This window comes from Corynebacterium sp. ED61 (assembly GCF_015233855.1).
GTDB lineage: Bacteria > Actinomycetota > Actinomycetes > Mycobacteriales > Mycobacteriaceae > Corynebacterium > Corynebacterium dentalis.
In genome coordinates this window covers 227,750-247,092 of sequence record NZ_JADGIT010000001.1, presented here as the reverse complement: position 1 = coordinate 247,092, position 19,343 = coordinate 227,750, and the positions used below count along the sequence as shown (strand labels likewise).

At 62.6% G+C, this 19,343-nt stretch carries 17 protein-coding genes and 1 pseudogene; 9 read left to right on the top strand and 9 right to left on the bottom strand.

All coding sequences use genetic code 11. The features are described 5' to 3' along the window. Nucleotides 1–8 precede the first annotated feature (8 nt). Both IM764_RS01100 and IM764_RS01095 read left to right on the top strand, forming a co-directional pair. A complete protein-coding gene (locus tag IM764_RS01100) occupies nucleotides 9–539 on the top strand; it encodes a DDE-type integrase/transposase/recombinase (RefSeq protein WP_194186590.1) in 531 nt (176 codons plus the stop codon). A gap of 223 nt (nucleotides 540–762) precedes the next feature. Next, nucleotides 763–903 (top strand): hypothetical protein, encoded by a 141-nt coding sequence (locus IM764_RS01095; protein ID WP_194186589.1) that lies wholly within the window; start codon nucleotides 763–765, stop codon nucleotides 901–903. Between the two features lie 346 nt (nucleotides 904–1,249). Here IM764_RS01095 and IM764_RS01090 read toward each other — a convergent pair whose 3' ends face one another. From IM764_RS01090 to IM764_RS01070, 5 genes and pseudogenes are all read right to left on the bottom strand, one after another. Next, complete coding sequence (locus tag IM764_RS01090; RefSeq protein WP_194186588.1) at nucleotides 1,250–2,380, bottom strand: FAD-binding oxidoreductase; 1,131 nt, start codon at nucleotides 2,378–2,380, stop codon at nucleotides 1,250–1,252. 141 nt (nucleotides 2,381–2,521) lie between these two features. Continuing rightward, complete coding sequence (locus IM764_RS01085; RefSeq protein ID WP_194186587.1) at nucleotides 2,522–2,824, bottom strand: putative quinol monooxygenase; 303 nt, start codon at nucleotides 2,822–2,824, stop codon at nucleotides 2,522–2,524. Then, a pseudogene (locus IM764_RS01080) lies at nucleotides 2,821–3,391 on the bottom strand (type 1 glutamine amidotransferase domain-containing protein). Before IM764_RS01080 ends, IM764_RS01085 begins: the two are co-directional and overlap by 4 nt. Before the next feature lies 1 nt (nucleotide 3,392). Beyond that, on the bottom strand, nucleotides 3,393–4,559 hold the full coding sequence (locus IM764_RS01075) for a glutathione-independent formaldehyde dehydrogenase (RefSeq protein WP_194186586.1): 1,167 nt from the start codon (nucleotides 4,557–4,559) through the stop codon (nucleotides 3,393–3,395). Nucleotides 4,560–4,895: 336 nt separating this feature from the next. Then, nucleotides 4,896–5,069: a hypothetical protein gene (locus IM764_RS01070; RefSeq protein ID WP_194186585.1), complete on the bottom strand. Its 174-nt coding sequence runs from the start codon at nucleotides 5,067–5,069 to the stop codon at nucleotides 4,896–4,898. Between the two features lie 541 nt (nucleotides 5,070–5,610). Here IM764_RS01070 and IM764_RS01065 point away from each other — a divergent pair. The 3 genes from IM764_RS01065 to IM764_RS01055 all read left to right on the top strand — a co-directional run bounded on the left by IM764_RS01065 (nucleotide 5,611) and on the right by IM764_RS01055 (nucleotide 8,937). After that, nucleotides 5,611–5,877: a response regulator transcription factor gene (locus IM764_RS01065; protein ID WP_228073193.1), complete on the top strand. Its 267-nt coding sequence runs from the start codon at nucleotides 5,611–5,613 to the stop codon at nucleotides 5,875–5,877. A 1,079-nt stretch (nucleotides 5,878–6,956) separates the two neighbouring features. Beyond that, the gene (locus IM764_RS01060) at nucleotides 6,957–8,336 is read left to right on the top strand and encodes a glycine--tRNA ligase (RefSeq protein ID WP_099299238.1); all 1,380 of its coding nucleotides are present in this window, start codon (nucleotides 6,957–6,959) and stop codon (nucleotides 8,334–8,336) included. A 31-nt stretch (nucleotides 8,337–8,367) separates the two neighbouring features. Then, nucleotides 8,368–8,937, top strand: coding sequence for a hypothetical protein (locus IM764_RS01055; RefSeq protein ID WP_370551497.1), 570 nt, complete (start codon nucleotides 8,368–8,370; stop codon nucleotides 8,935–8,937). Between the two features lie 42 nt (nucleotides 8,938–8,979). Here the strand turns inward: IM764_RS01055 and IM764_RS01050 are convergent, their stop codons facing one another. Beyond that, nucleotides 8,980–11,010 (bottom strand): TPM domain-containing protein, encoded by a 2,031-nt coding sequence (locus IM764_RS01050; protein ID WP_228073192.1) that lies wholly within the window; start codon nucleotides 11,008–11,010, stop codon nucleotides 8,980–8,982. A gap of 51 nt (nucleotides 11,011–11,061) precedes the next feature. Between IM764_RS01050 and IM764_RS01045 the strand changes: the two genes are divergently transcribed. Both IM764_RS01045 and IM764_RS01040 read left to right on the top strand, forming a co-directional pair. Then, nucleotides 11,062–11,745 carry a YdcF family protein gene (locus IM764_RS01045; RefSeq protein WP_099299052.1) on the top strand — a complete coding sequence of 228 codons (684 nt, stop codon included), beginning with the start codon at nucleotides 11,062–11,064 and terminating at the stop codon, nucleotides 11,743–11,745. A 4-nt stretch (nucleotides 11,746–11,749) separates the two neighbouring features. Continuing rightward, nucleotides 11,750–13,033 (top strand): deoxyguanosinetriphosphate triphosphohydrolase, encoded by a 1,284-nt coding sequence (locus IM764_RS01040; RefSeq protein WP_099299051.1) that lies wholly within the window; start codon nucleotides 11,750–11,752, stop codon nucleotides 13,031–13,033. A gap of 40 nt (nucleotides 13,034–13,073) precedes the next feature. On the opposite strand, the gene IM764_RS01035 is transcribed toward IM764_RS01040, so the two are convergent. Together IM764_RS01035 and IM764_RS01030 are read right to left on the bottom strand one after the other, a co-directional pair. Further along, nucleotides 13,074–13,535 carry a ribonuclease domain-containing protein gene (locus IM764_RS01035; RefSeq protein ID WP_228073191.1) on the bottom strand — a complete coding sequence of 154 codons (462 nt, stop codon included), beginning with the start codon at nucleotides 13,533–13,535 and terminating at the stop codon, nucleotides 13,074–13,076. Between the two features lie 60 nt (nucleotides 13,536–13,595). Then, the gene (locus tag IM764_RS01030) at nucleotides 13,596–15,392 is read right to left on the bottom strand and encodes a GMC oxidoreductase (RefSeq protein WP_194186582.1); all 1,797 of its coding nucleotides are present in this window, start codon (nucleotides 15,390–15,392) and stop codon (nucleotides 13,596–13,598) included. Between the two features lie 219 nt (nucleotides 15,393–15,611). Here IM764_RS01030 and dnaG point away from each other — a divergent pair, with 219 nt between their 5' ends. After that, complete coding sequence (gene dnaG / locus IM764_RS01025) at nucleotides 15,612–17,630, top strand: DNA primase (protein WP_194186581.1); 2,019 nt, start codon at nucleotides 15,612–15,614, stop codon at nucleotides 17,628–17,630. A 62-nt stretch (nucleotides 17,631–17,692) separates the two neighbouring features. On the opposite strand, the gene IM764_RS01020 is transcribed toward dnaG, so the two are convergent. Beyond that, nucleotides 17,693–18,025: a hypothetical protein gene (locus IM764_RS01020; RefSeq protein ID WP_194186580.1), complete on the bottom strand. Its 333-nt coding sequence runs from the start codon at nucleotides 18,023–18,025 to the stop codon at nucleotides 17,693–17,695. Nucleotides 18,026–18,180: 155 nt separating this feature from the next. Between IM764_RS01020 and IM764_RS01015 the strand changes: the two genes are divergently transcribed. Beyond that, nucleotides 18,181–19,284, top strand: coding sequence for an S-(hydroxymethyl)mycothiol dehydrogenase (locus IM764_RS01015; RefSeq protein WP_194186579.1), 1,104 nt, complete (start codon nucleotides 18,181–18,183; stop codon nucleotides 19,282–19,284). Nucleotides 19,285–19,343 lie beyond the last annotated feature (59 nt).

Sequence of the window (19,343 nt, the reverse complement as noted above, 5' to 3'; positions counted from 1 at the left end):
GGCGTATCGTGCGAACGCGCTGTTCGACGCTCACCGCGACGACCCGAAGTTCGGGTATCGGCTCCTCGCTGACGAGGCTCGTGACGAGGGCGAGCCGAGGGCGGATCGGGAGGCATGGCGATCTCTGCGTCGTCATCGACGAGCACGGACGCGAGCATCACCGATTCGAAGCGGACCGGGCGAACCAGCTCTGGCTGAACGATATCACCGACCACAAGACCGCTGAGGGCAAGCTCTACCTCTGCGCTGTCAAAGACGCTTTCAGCGGTCGGATCGTGGGCTGCTCGATGGACTCGAGGATGAAGGTGCCGCTCGCGGTCGGCGCCGTCCGCAACGCCACCCGGATGCGCGGAGACGTGAACGGCTGCTTTGTGCATTCGGACTGTGGATCGCAATTTCGAAGCAGGAAACTTTGCCGCGAGCTCGCCATCCACAATCTCATCGGCTCGATGGGCAGAGTCGCGTCATGCGGCGACAACACCGAGAGAGAATCGTTCTTCAGCCTGCTGCGGAAGAACGTCCAGAACCGGCGCTCCTAGGCCACCCGTGAACAGCTGCGCATCGCCATCGTGACCTGGATCGAGCGAACCTACCACCGCCGACGCCGACAGGCCCGCCTGGGCCGTTTGACGCCCATCGAGTTCGAAACCATCATGAACAACGACCTGGCCCTCGCGGCCTAACCAGATCTGTCACCTGTTCCTGCATCAGACCCCTGTGCTGCGAGGAGCCCTGGTCGGCGGATTCCAAACGGTGTGGATTTTGGAATCCGAGAATCGCAGTGTGCTGCGCGAGCGAGGTCTGACCGTCCTCACAGAGATGTACGCACAGATGGACAAGCACTACGGTTTTCTCGAGAGCACGCCACTCGACGCTGCGGATCGTGCAAGCCTCGTCGATTAGCGGCGGTGGCTGAGCGAACGCCGTGGTGATGTGTCCTCAATCCTGACTTCAACGGCGACGCTCAACCTCACTGAGATCATCGGCGCGGCAGCTGACCACGCATTCCTGGACCGGACGTCGCGCGACACCGCCCGGCGGTTGTGGCATGAGATGAGCGCTGACGCTCACGTTCTTTGTGGGTCGCGTTTCCAGCGGACAACCTTCCGACCGGCACAGCGACACACTCGACGAGGTCGTAGTCTCAGGCGGGGAGATTAGAGACCAGGACGTCCAACTTCTCGATCGTGGGTTCGTTTAACAGCTTGCCGGCCAGATTCGCGGGTCCCCGGCGATTGGGAGACACGCCCTAGCTCTGGGCCTCGCCGAGGCGCGCTTCGGGCGTGAGCTCGGCGCGGAGACCGCCGCCGGTCGCAGCCCGGGCAAGAGCGCGACCCAGCGCAGGTGCCTGCTTGAATAGATTGTGACCAGCCACAAAAAGGACAGAGTCTGTCTCCCACACGGCCACACCGTCCTCACTCCACGGGAGGTCGGTCACCCAGCAGTGAAGGAAGTCGCGCGGCTCTGGGTTGAGGCCGGGCAGCGCTCGTGTCACGTATTCGCGTGCGCGTTCGTCCAGCGATCGAATCGCCGCCGGGTCGATGAAAGTTCCGTCGTCGCGGACGCCGACGGTGTCGCTGAGCCCGACCGAATAGTTTCTGTTGCCCGGTAGCGGCGTCGCGTAGACGCCGACTTCGCCGAAGACACCGCTACTGTCCTGCAGGCACGCGACTCGTGCCGGCGCGGCGGCTTTCACGTCGAAGGTCAGCCTGACGTGTGCGGCAAGGCGAACCGGCAGCGACAGGCCGACGCTGCGTGCCAGGCGGGCGGTTTCGCGGCCGGCGCACACGACTACCTTGGAGTAGACAGCCCGGTCGGTGACGCTGCGCACCTCGACCGTCCCGTCGGCGCGGGGATCGATGGAGATGACCTCACCGGTGGTGACCGCATCTCCGAGGGCACCCGTAAGTGCCGTGATCGCGGCTCGGGTGCGGATCGCGCCGCCCGACTCGTCGAGCACCGCTGGCCCCGAGTACCCAGCGAGCAGCGGCATCCGCTGGGCGACCTCGGCCGCGTCGATCTCGCGCGCTTCCACGCCGCCGAACTGGTCGAGCACCCGCAGCCGCGCCAGGGCGCTGTCTCCAATCGCCAGAACACCGTCTGATGAGACCAGCTCGACGTCGAAGTGTTCGGCCCACTCATCCCATACGCCGCGGCTTTCGCGCGCGAGAGCAACGAGTCGCGGGTCGTCGTGGGCATGCCGGAAGATCCGCGACTCGCCTGCGGACTGACCCGTCCCGGGCAGACCAGCCTCGTACAAGCGCACCGGTACGCCTTGCTCCCGAAGCGCGTACGCCGTCGACAGACCGACGATCCCGCCCCCGATCACTGCTACCTCGGGTGAACGCGTCGTGGTAACGCCGTTGTCAGATCCTGTCATCGCGGTTCCCCGATCTGTTGGTGATTAGCTATAGGTTGCAAGAGAAGGGGCCGCTGCCACGATGTCAGCGGGCTGCGTAAGCCCCAAGCCACCGCGCGCAGCGACCCCTCCTTTCTGGGCCAGTACTCCCGGTCTGTGGTGTCAGGCGGGGAGTTTGGAGCCTAGGACGTCCAATTTCTCGATCGTAGGCTCGCTAAACAGTTTGCCGGTCTGCTCGCCGAGAGCGGCAGCGACTGCGCCAGACAGGTGCGCGTCGCGGCCGGCGTCATCGGGGAACACGTCGAAGATTCCGAATGAGGACGGGCCGAGACGGATCGCGAACCACGCGGTGGTGGCCGGTTCCTCATCGACGAGCCCTCGCCCGATGCCGAGAAATTCCTGGACCTCGTCTTCCTTACCGGGCAGGGCCTCCAACCTGACAAGCAGTCCCTTCGTCACGCTCATGACAGTACCTCTTCCTGGGTCGAATTGCTTGCAAACTTCGCCACGATCTTATCACAGAACGCAGGCAAGTCATCGGGTGAGCGGCTGGTGATCAGGTTCCCGTCCACCACTACATCCTGGTCAACGACCTCCGCACCGGCGTTGCGCAGATCCGTGCGGATGCTCAGGGAAGGACGTCAAGGTGCGACCTTCGACCACGCCAGCCTCGATCAACGTCCACGGTCCGTGGCAGATCGCCGCCACGGACTTGCCGCTTTCGACGAAGTCGCGGACGAAGGAGACGGCGTCCTTGTCGACCCGGAGCTGGTCGGGGTTCACCGTGCCGCCGGGAAGCAGCAGGGCATCGTAGTGGGTGACAGAGGCGTCGGCGATCAACCCGTGGACGGTGAACATGCCCGCTTCATCCAGATCGTTCTTACGGGCCTTGATCTCACCGTCGTGGATGGATAGGACCTCGGTCTGAGCGCCGGCCCGTTCCAATGCTTCGCGGGGTTGCCCGAGCTCAACGCGTTCGACTCCGTCGGCGGCGAGGATGGCGACTCTCTTACCCTGTAGCGTCTCGGTCATATCAGTTAGCCTTCTTCTCGGTCGACATGCCGGGCTTGATGAGGACCTTGGTCCAACCCTTGGACCTGGTGTCGAAGTTCTTATAGGCATCGGCGGCGTGGTCCAGCGAGATCTCGTGGGAGACGATCCAGGACGGCTTCGCCTTGCCGGCCGCGATCAAGTCTCGCAGCTGGCGGTTGTACCGCTTGACCGGGGCTTGACCGCTTCCCATGGTCTGCCCCTTGAACCAATGTGTGCCGAAGTCGATGGCTGCCTTGCCCTGCGTGGCCAATTCGCCCTTGGCCCCCGGATCCTGGGGGACGAACACGCCAACGGTGCCGATTCCTCCGGTGAAGCGGACCGAGTTGATGAGCATGTTCAGTGTGGCGGCAGTGTCCTCGTAGCCCTGGGGATCGTGGGCCTGGTAGCCCACGCACTCGCAACCACGGTCAGCTCCCAGCCCCATCGTCTCGTCCAGCACAGCCTGCACGGGGTCTACCTTGGTGTCGTCGGTGGCAATCGCACCGATCTGCTCGGCCAGCGCGAGCCGGTCAGGGTGGCGATCGACCACCATCACCTTTGCTGCGCCCTTGATCATTGCGGACAGGGCGGCCATCAATCCGACCGGACCCGCCCCAGCGATCACAACACTGTCGCCGGGTATCACGCCGGCCATCTCGGTGGCGTGGTAACCGGTGGGGAAGATGTCAGAGAGCATGACGTAATCGTTCTCCCTCTCCTCCGCATCCTCGCCTAGGCGCAGTGCGTTGTGGTCGCCGAAAGGCACGCGGAGCAGCTCCGCTTGGCCACCGCCATAGTGACCCATGTCGGCGAACCCATAGGCCGCGCCCGCGGCAGACGGGTCAGGCTGGGTGGTGAGGCAGTAGTTCGTGAGCCCGCGTTCGCAGTTCTTGCAGAACCCGCACGAGATGTTGAACGGGAGTACAACTCGGTCTCCGACCCTGACCTTCTCCACGCCCTTACCGATCTCTACCACCTCCCCCATGTTTTCGTGACCGAGCGTCCGGCCTACTTCGAAGGAGGTCCGCCCCTCATACATGTGCAGGTCCGAGCCGCAGATGTTCGTCGTCGTTACCCTGATCAGGACATCGGTGGATCGCTCGATCTTCGCGTCCGGGACGTCCTTTGTGCTGACCTGACTGGGTCCCTCGTACACCACTGCTTTCATGACCACTCTGATTGACTTTTGTTGCTCGATGTCTTTCTGGTAAAGCGTCTCCGACGCCGTCCCATTGCTAATCAGCAAAAACCCTAGGAATCACGTGTCAAGGGGCTCGCCTCAAGTTGATGTGTAGCGATCGAGCCGGGATAGTACCCGGGTCCGCTGCTCGATCCCAAGGCATACGCTCTGTACATGCTTGCGGTGGTCGCGCCATTCGTCCTTGTTCTCGTTATCACCGTGACGTTGACAGCGGTTCTGATGATTAGCCGGTACCGCAAAGGGGTAAGCGTCACGACCGCGGTCGTCAGCATGGCCCTGTGCCAACAAACGCGCCGGCGCGAATCAGCGGAGAGTTGCGCGCCGCTTGCGCTGGCTGGGCAGGAAGCCGAGCGTCAGTGGAACAATGACTCCGAGGGCGCAGACGATGGCGATGATCGGGGTACTTATACGGCGGATCGTCTCATGGATAGTGCGTCGTGGGTAGCGGAACGATGCGCCGACTTTTTCGGCGATCACGAGGCGACTCCGCCGTAGACCATCATTCGCGGCAGGGCTACCAGACGTCGGTCGGGCCCGAGATCCGCTGGCATGCGCCCTGCCATATCCAGCACCGCAGCTTGTCGCCTTCAATCGTCACCTGGACGACGCACCGCACGTTCGTATCCCCGAACTGGAGCTAGGCGTGACCCCATATCGTCACCTGCTCGGGAACTATCGTAAGGGGTTGCGCGCGTAGTCGCAGCTGGGGGAATCGAGGGTGCGCAGCGGTCCATGCTTGCGTGCCTCGAGTAGCTTTCGCTCTTCACCCCGCTGCGCAGGCAGGCGGGGGTAGCGCTTGTTAGTTCCCACGGGTTCATCTCTGCGGAACATCGGACGCTGCCGGGTGGTCTACTCGGCGTTGTACTTCGGCTTGCCAGGTCGGGGCCAGGGTCAGGCGTCGACGACAGCCCACAGCTCGGACGCCGAGCGCGATACGACCTTGTACGGCCGGCCGGCCTTCGGCCACCACGGCGCCGAGGAACCATGAGGCGTCGCGCAGCGCGTCGGTGTAGCCGGAATGGCAGCTGGCGAAAGCGCCCTCGCACCCGCGGTGGTTGGCCGCCTCATGGCGCGCATGCGTGCTCCACAAGTCAGCCTGTCCGCCCGCGAAATCGAGGTCCCCCGACTCGTCGCCGAAGGCGCGTCACACATCGACGTGGCAGCACAACTCCACATCAGCGACGCCACCGTCAAGTCACACCTCGTGCAGGTGTTCTCCAAACTCGGTGTGAACTCGCGCACCGCGGCAGTATCCGAAGCCAGAAACCTCGGCGTCCTCCGCTAGCACCGCCCGCGGCGGCTGTGAACTTCGCTCGCCAGCCGCATCGCCGCGAAGCCCACCAACGTCCTTCTCACACGTGACGTAGAGGTCACCTAGCGAGAAGCACGCTCAGGTCAGCGATACAGCTCGATATCTGACGAACATCGAGAGGCGCCCCGTCGGGGGTTCCCCTAGGAGCACCAGAGGCGCGAGCATCGAACCGTGATCACGGCGACCACGACCGCGACCGACCCCACACGACCTGGTGCCCCCTTCCGTGCCCCTCGGGTCGCGCTGGTCTTGGCGTCGGTGACGCCCTGCAGACAGACGACACGACGCGAAGGCAAAAGGACGCCACCGAGCGAAGCTGCTCACACACGCATCGTCAATGAGGTTCACGAGAGCCGACTGGCTGACTAGCGCGGCGCTCTACGATTGGCGCGACGAAGTCTACTCATTCCACGAGTTCGGTTCGGGAGGTGGGGCATGAGAGAGAACGTCGCACGTGATTTGTCAGCGTAATTGGTTCGGCCTTCGGCATGCTGCGTGCAGCGGCGACCGTTGCCCGTCGACCTTGGCAGTCAATCGGTAGCAACTACTCCAAGCTCGGAGATGAAATCGGAGGCGAAGCTTGATTCGCACACACCGAAGTCGGATCGTTTATTTTCCCTGTAACTTTGAAGGTCAATCCGCCGGAGACGGACCCAGACACGCCGATCGACACCAAGGTGTTTGCTTCGGCGATGCCAGAATCTCCAGAACGTCGCGTCACTCGAACGTTCGCACAAGCAGTTTCCGCCTTCGAAAAACATGTTCTGCAGCTAGGTAAGGAACCGTGAATGCGGGACCTTACTCCCGTTATCATTGCAGCCTGAACACGCGAGATGTTCTCTCATGTGAGCCGGGCCATCGCTGAGTCTGGGATTTAGTTGACATCTCAGCTACTTGGTGGCGTCGAGCAAAACCCACCCAAACCCCAGTAACCGACGCGCGACTACAAAACGCTAGGATGTGGACAAGAACGGACGCTCGGGCATACCGTCGTGCTCAGCGCGCCCCACACCGGGCACCACCAACCTGATATCCAAGGAGCACCGCGAAACATGGCTGGCACTGTCGATGCTGTTGTAAACCTCGCTAAGCGTAGAGGTCTGGTCTACCCATGTGGAGAAATCTACGGCGGAACACGCTCCGCATGGGACTACGGCCCGCTAGGCGTGGAGCTCAAGGAAAACATCAAGAAGCAGTGGTGGCGCACCTTCGTCCAAGGCCGTGGCGACGTGGTGGGCCTCGATTCTTCCATCATCCTGCCTCGCCAGGTGTGGAAGGCCTCCGGCCATGTGGCTACCTTCACCGACCCGCTGGTGGAATCCCTGCACACTCACAAGCGCTACCGTGCTGACCACCTGCTGGAAGCATATGAGGAAAAGCACGGCCACCCACCGGAGAACGGCCTGGCGGACATCAATGATCCTGAGACCGGCCAGCCCGGCAAGTGGACTGAGCCGCAGATGTTCTCCGGCCTGATGAAGACCTTCCTCGGCCCAGTCGACAATGAGCAAGGCCTGCACTACCTGCGTCCGGAAACCGCGCAGGGCATCTTCGTCAACTTCAAGAACGTTCTGACCACCTCCCGCCAGAAGCCGCCGTTCGGCATCGGCCAGGTGGGTAAGTCCTTCCGCAACGAGATCACCCCGGGCAACTTCATCTTCCGCACCCGAGAGTTCGAGCAGATGGAAATCGAGTACTTCGTGCCCGAGGACATGGCGGACGAGAAGTTCCAGGAATGGGTAGATGCCTGCTGGAATTGGTTCGTTGAACTGGGCATTGACCCAGAGAACATGCGTCAGTTCGACGTGCCAGAGGACGAGCGCGCGCACTACTCCGCCGGCACCATCGACATGGAGTACAACTTCGGCTTCCAGGGCAACCCATGGGGCGAGCTGATGGGCGTAGCCAACCGCACGGACTACGACCTGAAGTGCCACATCGAGGAGTCTGGCGAGGATCTCAGCTTCTTCGAGCAGGCCACCGGCGAGCGTTACGTTCCTTGGGTCATCGAGCCTTCCTTCGGTCTGACCCGTGCGATGATGGCGTTCCTTGTCGACGCCTACGACGAGGAAGAAGTACCTAACTCCAAGGGCGGAACGGATTCTCGGACCGTGCTTCGCCTAGACCGCCGATTAGCTCCAGTGAAGGTCGCGGTGCTGCCACTGTCTAAGAAGGAGACGCTGACACCGACCGCGGAGAAGGTTGCCGCGCAGCTGCGTGGATTCTGGAACGTGGAATACGACACCTCCGGTGCTATTGGCCGCCGTTACCGTCGTCAAGATGAGATCGGTACGCCGTTCTGTGTGACCGTGGACTTCGACACGCTCGAGGACAATGCGGTGACGGTGCGCGAGCGCGACACGATGGAGCAGGAGCGCGTGCAGATCGAGGACCTGCAGGGTTACTTGGCGCAGCGCCTGGCTGGTTGCTAAACGGCAGATGAACAAGGATATTCGCTGGGGCGTGCCAAGTGATGGGCACACGTTCCCTATTTATGCTGGTCCGGCCGATGACATGGACCGAGTGGCTGAGTTTGCTGACGAGCGCGGCGTGACGCACATCCGCTTCGGTGGAGATGTGTGGAAGCTGGAGACGGCTGAGGTTTCCGGCAGTGGTGTTGGTGGTGATGGTGATGGTGACGCTGGCGGCAAAGTTGAGGGACTTACCGCGCAAACTGGGACTGGTGAGTGGACGGCGGTCGGTAACGACGAGTCATTCAAGAAGTCTGACCGGTACACGGTGAAGGCAGACCGGCACGTCATTGAGATTGTGGCGGAATCCAGCAAGAACTTTGTCCTCGACATCGACGGACAGAAGGCGGGTCAGTTCACCTCGAACAATCGAGGGTTGCGAAACCTGCATGTGGAATTTGAAGGACCGGGGGAGAAGCTGCCTATTGATGTGCAGATTTTCGTGTCTTGGGTGGCGCGACGCTGCATGGAAATCCGGATGGTGTCCTCCGTCTGGGCATGGACGCTGCTAATGCTGCTGTTCATTCCGTTCGCGGTGATGTACTGGATCGGACTTATCTAGCTCCTGTTTGGCATCCGCGCTGGTGTGCCAAACAGAGCCGAGCTAGAAGCTGCTGGAGCCGCCTCCGCCGAAGTCACCTCCGCCACCGAAGCCCCCGCCAAAGCCACCATCGCCGAAACCGCTGCCCCAGCCTCCACCGAAGCCACCATTTCCACTGAGCAAACTACCCAGCACCATGCCGGTGATCATGTCGCCGCCACCCCCGCCGCGGTAACTATTCCTCCGGTTGAACTCCTCAATATCCCGCTGGGCCTGCGCTGATGCCGTCGTGGCCATCTGGCTTGCTCGCTGGGCCGCCAGGAACGCCTCCTTCGGCTGCTCAGTCCGCCGCTGCACGGCAAAGTCCAGCGCCTCCCGGGCGGCCCGTGCCGAGGATCGCGTATCCACGCTAATGATCTTTCCGCGGTTGGAAATCGTGTCCTCTACGGCCTGCAAGCGCTGCTGCACGTCGTGGATCGTCCGGTCCACCATCTGGATGGTGCGCTGGTAGTTGTTATCGGCGCCGCGCGCTTCGTCCATCTCCAGGTCCAGCTGGCCGTCCGCTTCGAGCAGCTCGGAGTAACATCCCAGCGGATCCGTATCGCCCATCTCCTGGGCCCGCTGCAAGGCGCTTTCCGCGCGCGCCACCGCGGCGTCCAAGCCGGAGCGGTCAAAGTCCGCGCCGGATTTCCGCAGATCAGCGGCCTCAGCTAGCTCTTCGGCTACTTCAGTTTTCAGCGCGTCCAAGTTCCGGTTCGCAGCGGTCATGTGCTCTTCAGCCCGCTCCACGGCCGAAAGCTGCTTGTCCGCCTGCTGGCACGCCATGCGTGCGGCATTCAGCGCATCCACCAGCCCGGATTGCCGCCCGGCGGGCAGGTTCAGCATCGTACGTGCTTCATCCAGAGCTTTCTCCGCCTCGTCAATCTCGTGCTCGGCCACGTCCGGGTTGTCCACGATAGAGACCAGCTGCTCGCGGGAGTAGCGCTGCTCCAGTTGCGCCAACTTCTGTCGCGCATCCGGAATGCGCGTGCGCAGCGCGATGTTCTCCTGCCGTAGCTCGTCCACCAACTTCGGTGCGTCAATCAGTTCGCGCCGCAGTTCGGCGAACTCCTCGGAGCGCGCATCCAGCTCGTCATCGGCTTGCCCACACGTGGATACAATTTCCACCAGGATCGAGCGCTGCTCGTTCTCATCCGCGTACAGCTCGCTGCGTATGCGCTGGTGCAGGCCATAAGCGTTGTTCAGCGTCTTGCGGGAGTTAGACAGCGCGCGGGACAAGCTGCGCGTGCGCTCCTCGCCGAATTCCGCCACCGCCAGATCTAGCTCCTCGGAGCCCTTGCGGATGGATTCATCCGTGCTGTGCAGCTCCTCATCCGCCAGCGCGCGCAGCACGTGCGTGGGCTGGGAGGCGAGATCCGCGGTGTCATCCGGCGCGATCGTCCGCGCCGCGTCCAACTGCTTTTCTTCCCGATTCTTGCGGTTGCGGCGGGACCACACCACGCCACCGGCCGCGCCGCCGATGCCCACCACGCCCGCCGCGCCGAGCCACGCGACGGACGCTGGGTCCGTGGTTCCTGCGGCTTCGTCGGCGGCAGCCTTCGCGCCCCCTGTGTAGTCGGTCGACGCAAACTTCTCACGAGCCTTCTCGTGGATCTTGTCTCGCAGATTGGTGGGCACGCTGCCGCCAGCGTTAAAGCCAATCTGGCGCTTGACCGTATCCACCACCAGGACCATCGTGTTGCCCGTGTTGTCCTGCTGGCGAAGCTGCTCGGCATACGCCTGGGCTTCTGTCGGCATCGATTCCACAAACACCAGGTAGAGCTTGATGTTGTTCTCCGAAATGCCCTTGTGCAGCAGATCCAGAATCTCCGAGCGGGCGGAAGGATCAATTACTCCGGACTCATCCACCAGCTGGCTATCCAGCGTCACGTCCGCATCCGCCGTACTGCTAGAAGTGGCAGTGGAGGAGGACTGTGCAGAGGCGACGGGCATGGCGTCGGGAAAAAGGAACAATCCTGCCGCACCGGGAACCGCCAGCAGACCTGCGATGGCGAGGGAGGCGGCGACGCGGGAGGAAGAATTCACGGGATTCATGCAGCCCACCTTAACGGAAATTTACCCCTCGTCCGGCTAGGCTCGTTACCCATGCAAGCAATCCATACTTTCGGCCGCGGGGTGGCCGCTACAGCCAGTTTCCTGTATCGCAGCTTTGTGTATGTGGTCCTTGGAACAGTGCTCGTGGCGGCCGTAATCGCGACGGCCACGGCGGCTCATGTGTGGGCGTATGCGCGCCAGGATGCGCACCCTGCATCGGACACGATTTTTGTGTTGGGAGCTGCCCAATATGACGGCGAGCCCTCGAAGTGGCTGCAGGCGCGCCTGGATCAGGCGGCGGATCTGTACGAGGAAGGCGTGGCGCCGACCATCGTGACGGTGGGTGGCAGCCAGGACGGCGACCGATACACGGAAGCGCAGGCAGGCAAGATGTACCTGGTGGATGAGCGGGGTGTTCCATCTGATGCCGTGGTGGAGATCAACGCGGGCGTGGATACGCTGACCTCGGCTGAGGCCTTTGGGCAGTTGGCTCAGGACAACGTCTGGCAGTCTTCAGTGGTGGTGACCGACCCAGGGCACTCGTTGCGAGCCACGCGCATGGTGGAGGATCAGGGCATCACGGCGGAAGGCTCGCCGACGCGCCAGGGGCCGTCTGTGTCTAGCCGCGCAGCGCAGGTCTCCAGCATTCTGCACGAGACAGGCGGGCTGCTGTTCTACGAAGGTGTGGAGCGCGAGCGGGATAACTTCCGCAGCTTCATCACGGATACTCTGTAAGCCTATGGTTCAGAGATATGCATATAGCGCGCATGAGCTGGAGCGCATGCTGCCGGTGGGGGACAAGACACTCGGGCTGGCGGGGACGGTACGCGACGGGCGGGATGACTTCGACCGCGATCGCGCCCGCGTGCTGCACAGCGCTGCGTTGCGCAGGCTGGCGGACAAGACCCAGGTGGTGGGCCCGGGCAGCGGCGATACTCCGCGCACGCGCCTGACGCATTCGCTGGAGGTCGCGCAGATTGCCCGCGGAATTGGCAAGACCTTGGGCGCGGATCCGGACCTCACGGAACTGGCGGGTTTGAGCCATGACATCGGCCACCCGCCGTATGGACACAACGGCGAGCGCGCGCTGGATGAGGCCGCGCAGAAGTGCGGCGGCTTTGAGGGCAACGCGCAGACGTTGCGTATTCTCACGCGCCTGGAACCCAAAACTCTAGATGCCCAGGGCCGTTCCTATGGGCTGAATCTGACCCGCTCCAGCATCGATGCTGCGTGCAAGTACCCGTGGGGGCCGGTGGACGAATCCGGGGCTCGCCGGGTGAAGTACTCGGCGTACGCCGATGATCTGGAGGTGCTCAACTGGGCCCGCCAGGGAGCGCCTGCGGGCAAGAAGTGCCTGGAAGCGCAGGTCATGGATTGGGCCGATGACGTGGCCTATTCCGTCCACGACGTAGAAGATGGCATCCTGTCCGGCCGCATCACGCTGGACGTGCTGTGGGACTTGGTGGAGCTGGCCCAGCTGGCGGAAAAGGGCGCGCGCGTATTCGGCGGCACCCCGGAGGATCTGCTGGATGCCGCGGATCGCCTCCGCTGCATGGATTTGGTGGTCCGAGCGGCTGACTTCGGCGGCTCGTTGGCGGACCTCACCGCGCTGAAAGCTATGACCTCTGAGCTGGTTTCTCGCTTCGTCACCGCGTGCGTGTCCAGCACTCGCGCGGAGTTCGGTGATCAGCCCCTAGCGCGCTACGCCGCGGATCTGGTGATCCCGCCGCAGGTGCAGGCGGAAGTCACGCTGCTGAAGTCCGTGGCCGTGCTCTACGTGATGGACGAGCGCCAGCACATGGCCGATCAGGAGCGGCAGCGCGACCGCATCTTCCGCGTCACGGAGTACCTGTGGCAGGGAGGGGAGGGCGCGCTGGATCCGCTCTACCGCCAGTGGTTTGTGCAGGCAGACGACGATGTGGCGAAGTTGCGCGTGGTGATTGACCAGGTCGCGTCGCTCACGGAGTCTCGCCTGGAGCGGTTGGACCGCACGGCCTTTGGGGTCAGCGCAGCGTGGGCCTAGGGGGCCACGAACCCCCGACGAGGCGGGGAGTGCGGGAGGTCTAGCCCTCGGCGTCGGGGATAGAACAAAAACTTTCGAAGTGATCGCTGGTGTAGTACCACACATCCGGATCCGTTTTCGAGCCGCCGCCCAACACCAGACGGCGCTCACCGCGGTGGTTCATGCCGGGCGTTTTCACCGTGTATTCGCGGTAGTAGCTGGATTTTTCCTTGGGCAGCAGGCCTTCGTAGTTGCCGAAGTGCTTGCCATCCGCGGCGCCGTCATCGGGTTCGGCGCCCACGAGGATGTCCTCGATCTGGTCCTGCGCTTCGACCGGCAAGGAATCGTAGGTGCAGCTTTCTTTTCCGACGCCAACCTCGTCATTTCCGCCCTGGTCCTGTTGCTGGGACGAGCGGTTGGAGTTATCCGAAGAACCGTCAACCGCCTGCGAACCGATCCAACCGGTGGCGGCGAGTGCCGCGATGGCAAGAGGGGTGAGGCGCTTGAGGTTCTTCGAATTCATGGGACTCATTCAACCATGAGCCCCGTCATTCGAGAATCCGGAGCCGAGTGATGCTCTGGACTATCCCTTTTGGTCGACAGATTGCTCAATCGAGTCCGAGTTATCGGTGCTTCGATTGATCGGGGTCAGGGGCAGGCGCAGTGCTGCCGGTGCGGAGGCCGGAACCACTGGGTTCTTTGGCTCCACTGGGGTGATGCGGGTGTAGCCCTCGGACTGAGCGGGACGAGGATCCTCTTCGCCCTTGTTTGGCCACATCGCAGCGGCGCGTTCTGCACCGGCGGTGATGGATAGGGACGGGTTCACGCCCGGGTTCGCCGCGATGGATGCGCCATCGGTGACGAACATGGTGGGGTAGCCCCACACGCGGTTGTATCCATCCACCACACCCTTTTCTGGATTGGAGCCGATTGGGGCGCCACCCAGGAAGTGAGCGGTCAGTGGGATGTTGAAGACCTCAGACCACACGCCACCGGCCAGGCCCTTGTGCATCAGGTTGGCCAGACGACGGGTTGCCTCGTTGCCTTCAGGGATCCAGTTCGGGTTCGGATCGCCCATGCCCTGGCGGGAGCGCAGCAGCAAGAACGGGCCGACCTTCTTCACAAAGGTGGTCAGCGAGTTATCGCGGGTCTGCATTACCAAGTTGATCACGGTGCGCTGAGACCAGTTGTTCAGCTTCACCAGGCGAGGGATGTTCCGCCACTGAATGAAGACCTGCTTGAGGAATTCCAGGGCACGTGGCTGCAGCTTATCGCCGTCCGTCATCAGGGTTTGCAGCAGAGCCATGGCATTCGAACCCTTGCCGTAACGAACGGGCTCGATGTGCGTATCTGGCGCCGGGTAATAGGAAGAGGTGATGGCCACGCCCTCGGAGTAATCCACGTTCGGATCAAAGGTGCCCCGCTGAGCACCCAGGAGTGCCTCAGAATTGGTGCGGGTCAACTTGCCCAGGGAATCCGGCAGGTTAGGCAGGTTGCCCTTGTCCTTCTGGCGGTGCAGCAGGGTCTGGGTACCCCAGGTGCCAGCGGCCATGATGACGTAGTCCGCAGTGTAGGTCTTGTTGCCAGAGTGCTTCTTACCGCGCAGGCGCTTGAACAGGCTGGACGCGGCGTTATCGGTAGGAGTGGTCTCGACTTCCCAGGTCTCGCCGTTCTTCTTGATGGAAATCACGGTGCTGAGGTCATGCACCTCGGTACCGGCCTGCTCGGCGAGGTAGAGGTAGTTCTTCAGCAGGGTGTTCTTCGCGTTGTGGCGGCAACCCGTCATACATTCGCCACATTCGTGGCAGGCGGTGCGGTCTGGGCCCACGCCACCGAAGTAGGGGTCAGACACGGTCTCGCGAGGCTTGCCCTCTAAGCCCACCTTCTCGCCGAAGAAAACACCCACGGGCGCCATACGGAACGTATCGCCCACGCCCATATCCTCCGCCACGCGCTTGGATATCTTGTCCGCGTTGGTCATGGTGGGGTTCTCCACCACACCGAGCATCTTCTGGGCCTGCTCGTAGTACGGGGTGAGTTCCTCTTCCCAGTCGGTGATATCGGACCACTGGCGGTCCTTGAAGTAGAAATCGCTGGGCTTGTACAGCGTGTTGGCGTAGTTCAGGGAACCGCCACCCACGCCAGCGCCGGCGAGGATCATGACGTTATTGAGCAGGTGGATGCGCTGGATGCCGAAGCAGCCGATCTGTGGCGCCCACAGGAAGTCCTTGAGATGCCAAGAGTTCTTGGCGAAGTCCTTGTCCTCGAAGCGTCGTCCAGCTTCCAGAACTCCTACCTTGTAGCCTTTTTCCGTCAGTCGCAGTGCAGAGACAGATCCGCCGAAGCCGGATCCGATGATCAGAACGTCATAGTGAGTCATAGCTCTGACCTTAAAACAATTACCTGCGAACTAATGCATTTTGGAAAATCCTACGGCAGTGTGCTGGATTGAGGGTGAGGCTGCGGTGGTTACCACAGCGACCGGGCAACGACCGCCATGACGACCGGACGGTGACTATTGCAGCGACCTTATGGGTGATCACTACAGCGACCGTTCCGGTGCAGATGCCGATTTTGCACCCTGCGCTAGCATGTTCCTATGGCTAAGGGTCGGATCCCCGAGGGGGACATCGCTGCGATTCGGGAGAGGACTCCCATCGAAGAGGTGGTGGGCGAGTATGTCCAGCTCAAACCCGGTGGAGTGGATTCCCTTAAGGGTTTGAGTCCGTTCAAGGATGAGAAGACACCGTCCTTCCACGTTCGCCCGAACAAGGGCTACTTCCACTGCTTCTCTACCGGCGAGGGCGGGGACGTGTTCAGCTTCTTGATGAAGATGGAGCATGTGACCTTCCCTGAGGCCGTAGAGCAGTGCGCCGAGCGCATTGGTTACCGCATCAATTACGAGGGCGGCGGGCCAGCCAAGCGCGAGGAGCCGGGCACGCGCCAGCGCCTGGTGGCCGCCAACAAGGCCGCCTGCGAGTTCTACCAGCAGCAGTTCACCAGCGATATTCAAGGCGCAGACGTGGCCCGCGCGTTCCTCACGGATCGCGGATTCACCTCGGAGCAGGCGCAGCAGTTTGGCTGCGGATTCGCCCCCGCGGGCTGGGACACCCTGACCAAAGCCCTGCAGCGTCAAGGCTTCAACTTCAAAGAGCTGGAGGCCGCGGGTTTGTCTCGCATGGGGCAAAAGGGTCCCATCGACCGTTTCCACCGCCGTTTGCTGTGGCCCATCAAGAACGTGGCCGGCGACGTCATCGGGTTCGGTGCGCGCAAGTTGTTCGACGACGACAAGCTCGGCAAATACATCAACACCCCCGAGACCCTGCTGTACAAAAAGTCCAAGGTGCTCTTCGGAATCGACCATGCCAAGAAGCACATTGCCGCCTCTCACCAAGCTGTGGTGGTGGAGGGCTATACGGACGTCATGGCCATGCACGCCGCAGGTGTGACCACCGCAGTGGCTGCGTGTGGAACTGCCTTCGGTGGCGAGCACCTGCAGATGCTCCGACGGTTCATGCTGGACGATAAATTCTTCCGTGGGGAGATTATCTACACCTTCGACGGCGACGAAGCAGGACAAAAGGCCGCCATGCGCGCCTTCGAAGGTGATCAGCAGTTTGCTGGCCATAGCTACGTCACGGTCGCGCCGGGCGGCCAGGACCCGTGTGATGTCCGGATAGAGCGCGGCGACGCGGCGGTGCGGGAACTTGTGGCCTCGCGGATCCCGATGTTTGAATTCGTGATCCGGACACTGGCGGCCGAATACGACACGGCAAGTATTGACGGGCGAGTACACGCGATGCGGCGCATCGTCCCTGTTCTTGCTGGTATTCGAGACGAAGCGATGCGCGATGAGTACGCGCGCCAAGCCTCGGGATGGATCAGCTGGCCAGACCCGGACGAGCTGCTGGATCAAGTGCGGCGCGCAGCCCGGGAGGGGCAGAGCGCCAAGCCGCACTTGGAGCTGAAGCAGGGCGCTGCGCGCCGGGAGCGCGCCGCCCAGCAGGACAGTGAACCGCAACAGGAAGCTGAGTACGGTGGCCCGGGCGTGGCGTCGGACCACATCCAGGGCAACCCACAACACGCCGCACCCCGGCTGCGGGCCGTGGAGGGAATGGACCGGCCGGATCCGAACAATGACCTGCTGCGGGCCCCGCGTGAGGTGCTCAAGCTGGCGCTGCAAGAACCACAGCTGGCGGGCACGATCTTTGACCTGATGCCACCGGAGAGCTTCGGCCACCCCACGTATGTGGCGATCGCGCGCGGTATCGCGGAGGCAGGTGGCGCGGCGCAGAGCTCGGGCGGCGCGGAGTGGATTGACCTGGTGGCCTCGCACGTGCCGGATGCGATGGGCCGTGCCGTGGTCAGCGAGCTGGCGGTGGATGACGTGCAGTGCGAGACCAAGCGCCTGCCGTATTACGCGGACGCGATCATGGCTTACATGCAGGAGCGATGGGTAGGCAACGAGATCGCGGACATGAAGTCCCGAATGCAGCGCATGCGCGGTGACCTACAGGAAGCGGAGTTCCGCGGGGTGTTTGCGGACCTGATGGCGCTAGAAAAATACCGCCGATCGCTGCAGGAGCGCGCGGCGGCGTATGGAGAGTTCACGGACTAGCGTTTAGCTTGTCGCACGCTAGCCGGGCGCGCGAGACACGAGCGGACCTAGCGCTTGCTGACCTAGCGCTTTCGGGGGCGCTTGTTCTTCGCGCTGTCCTTCGCATTGCCTTTCGGCGTGATGCGGTCATTGGGGTGGTCGTAATCGGACTCCACGATGGTCACACCCTCGTCCAGGCCCTGGCGGGTGGCGCGGTTAAGGTCTCGGATCTCGTGCATCCGCGGATCCGGGTCCAAGCGGTTGGCCACCGCCTTGCGGCCCGCGTGAACTGCCTTGCGGGTGATTTCTGAGTTCACTGCGGTCTCGTAGCCGCGACGGATCTGCTCGTAGCGACGGCGACCAGCCTTGGTGCCCAGCAGGTACCCGGCGGCTGCTCCGACGACTAACTGAATCATTGCTGCTCCTTTAAGTGAACTGTTGGCCGAACAATGTTTGCCAGCATACGTGACGGGCTTCTGAGCGGCTCCGGAAAAGCGTGTAAGCATGGGGGAGACGTGATACACCGTGTGTACCCGTGAGTACACAGACAAGCAGGAGGCTTAAGACTCTCATGACTCAGACAGTGCAAGGCATCATCGCGCGGACCAAGGGCGAGCCAGTGGAGCTCACCGATATCGTCATCCCTGATCCCGGCGCCAATGACGTAGTGGTCAAGATCCAGGCCTGCGGCGTATGCCACACCGATATGGCCTACCGTGACGGCGGCATCTCCGATAACTACCCATTCCTTCTGGGCCACGAGGCCGCCGGAATCGTGGAGACCGTGGGCGAGGACGTCACCCACGTGGAGGTCGGCGATTACGTGGTGCTGAACTGGCGCGCGGTGTGCGGCGAGTGCCGTGCCTGCAAGAAGGGCCAGCCGAAGTACTGCTTCGATACCCACAACGCCTCCAAGGTCATGACCCTGGAGGACGGCACCGAGCTGGAGGCCGCGCTGGGCATCGGCGCGTTCGTGGAAAAGACGCTGGTCCACGAGGGTCAGTGCACCAAGGTGGATCCGGATGCTGATCCTGCCATGGCAGGCCTGCTGGGCTGCGGCGTGATGGCCGGACTGGGTGCGGCCGTGAACACCGGCGAGGTGCAGCGCGGCGAGTCCGTCGCCGTCATCGGCGTGGGTGGCGTGGGCATGGCCGCAATCGCCGGCGCCCGTTTGGCCGGTGCCACTACCGTGATCGCCATTGATATTTCCGACGCCAAGCTCGAGCGCGCCAAGAATGAATTCGGTGCCACCCACACCATCAACTCCAAGGACTTAAGCGATGACGAGTTGACGGAGAAGGTTCAGGAACTCACCGGTGGGTTCGGCGTGGACGTTGCCATTGAGTCCGTGGGTCAGCCTAAGACCTACCGCCAGGCGTTCTACATCCGCGACCTCGCGGGCCGCGTTGTGCTCGTGGGCGTGCCCACCCCGGACATGACCCTCGAGCTGCCCTTCCTGGACGTATTCGGCCGCGGCGGATCCCTGAAATCCTCCTGGTACGGCGACTGCCTGCCCGAGCGCGACTTCCCCATGTACGTGGACCTGTTCCAACAAGGTCGCTTCCCACTGGACAAGTTCGTGGATAACCGCGTGCAGCTGGGCGAGGTGCAGCAGGCCATGGAGGAGATGGAAAAGGGAGAAGTCCTGCGCAGCGTGGTGGAATTCAGCAAGTAAACCGGCCTTCCGCGGGTGCGGGGGCGAGTGTGGCGTCGGAAAGAAAAGAAGAGGAACAA

Bases quoted from the DNA above. Each gene is read 5' to 3' on its own strand.
- IM764_RS01090 (WP_194186588.1), bottom strand. From the start codon at position 2,380: ATGACAGGATCTGACAACGGCGTTACCACGACGCGTTCACCCGAGGTA.
- IM764_RS01085 (WP_194186587.1), bottom strand. From the start codon at position 2,824: ATGAGCGTGACGAAGGGACTGCTTGTCAGGTTGGAGGCCCTGCCCGGT.
- IM764_RS01075 (WP_194186586.1), bottom strand. From the start codon at position 4,559: ATGAAAGCAGTGGTGTACGAGGGACCCAGTCAGGTCAGCACAAAGGAC.
- IM764_RS01065 (WP_228073193.1), top strand. From the start codon at position 5,611: ATGGCAGCTGGCGAAAGCGCCCTCGCACCCGCGGTGGTTGGCCGCCTC.
- IM764_RS01060 (WP_099299238.1), top strand. From the start codon at position 6,957: ATGGCTGGCACTGTCGATGCTGTTGTAAACCTCGCTAAGCGTAGAGGT.
- IM764_RS01050 (WP_228073192.1), bottom strand. From the start codon at position 11,010: ATGAATCCCGTGAATTCTTCCTCCCGCGTCGCCGCCTCCCTCGCCATC.
- IM764_RS01045 (WP_099299052.1), top strand. From the start codon at position 11,062: ATGCAAGCAATCCATACTTTCGGCCGCGGGGTGGCCGCTACAGCCAGT.
- IM764_RS01040 (WP_099299051.1), top strand. From the start codon at position 11,750: ATGGTTCAGAGATATGCATATAGCGCGCATGAGCTGGAGCGCATGCTG.
- IM764_RS01035 (WP_228073191.1), bottom strand. From the start codon at position 13,535: ATGAATTCGAAGAACCTCAAGCGCCTCACCCCTCTTGCCATCGCGGCA.
- IM764_RS01030 (WP_194186582.1), bottom strand. From the start codon at position 15,392: ATGACTCACTATGACGTTCTGATCATCGGATCCGGCTTCGGCGGATCT.
- dnaG (WP_194186581.1), top strand. From the start codon at position 15,612: ATGGCTAAGGGTCGGATCCCCGAGGGGGACATCGCTGCGATTCGGGAG.
- IM764_RS01020 (WP_194186580.1), bottom strand. From the start codon at position 18,025: ATGATTCAGTTAGTCGTCGGAGCAGCCGCCGGGTACCTGCTGGGCACC.
- IM764_RS01015 (WP_194186579.1), top strand. From the start codon at position 18,181: ATGACTCAGACAGTGCAAGGCATCATCGCGCGGACCAAGGGCGAGCCA.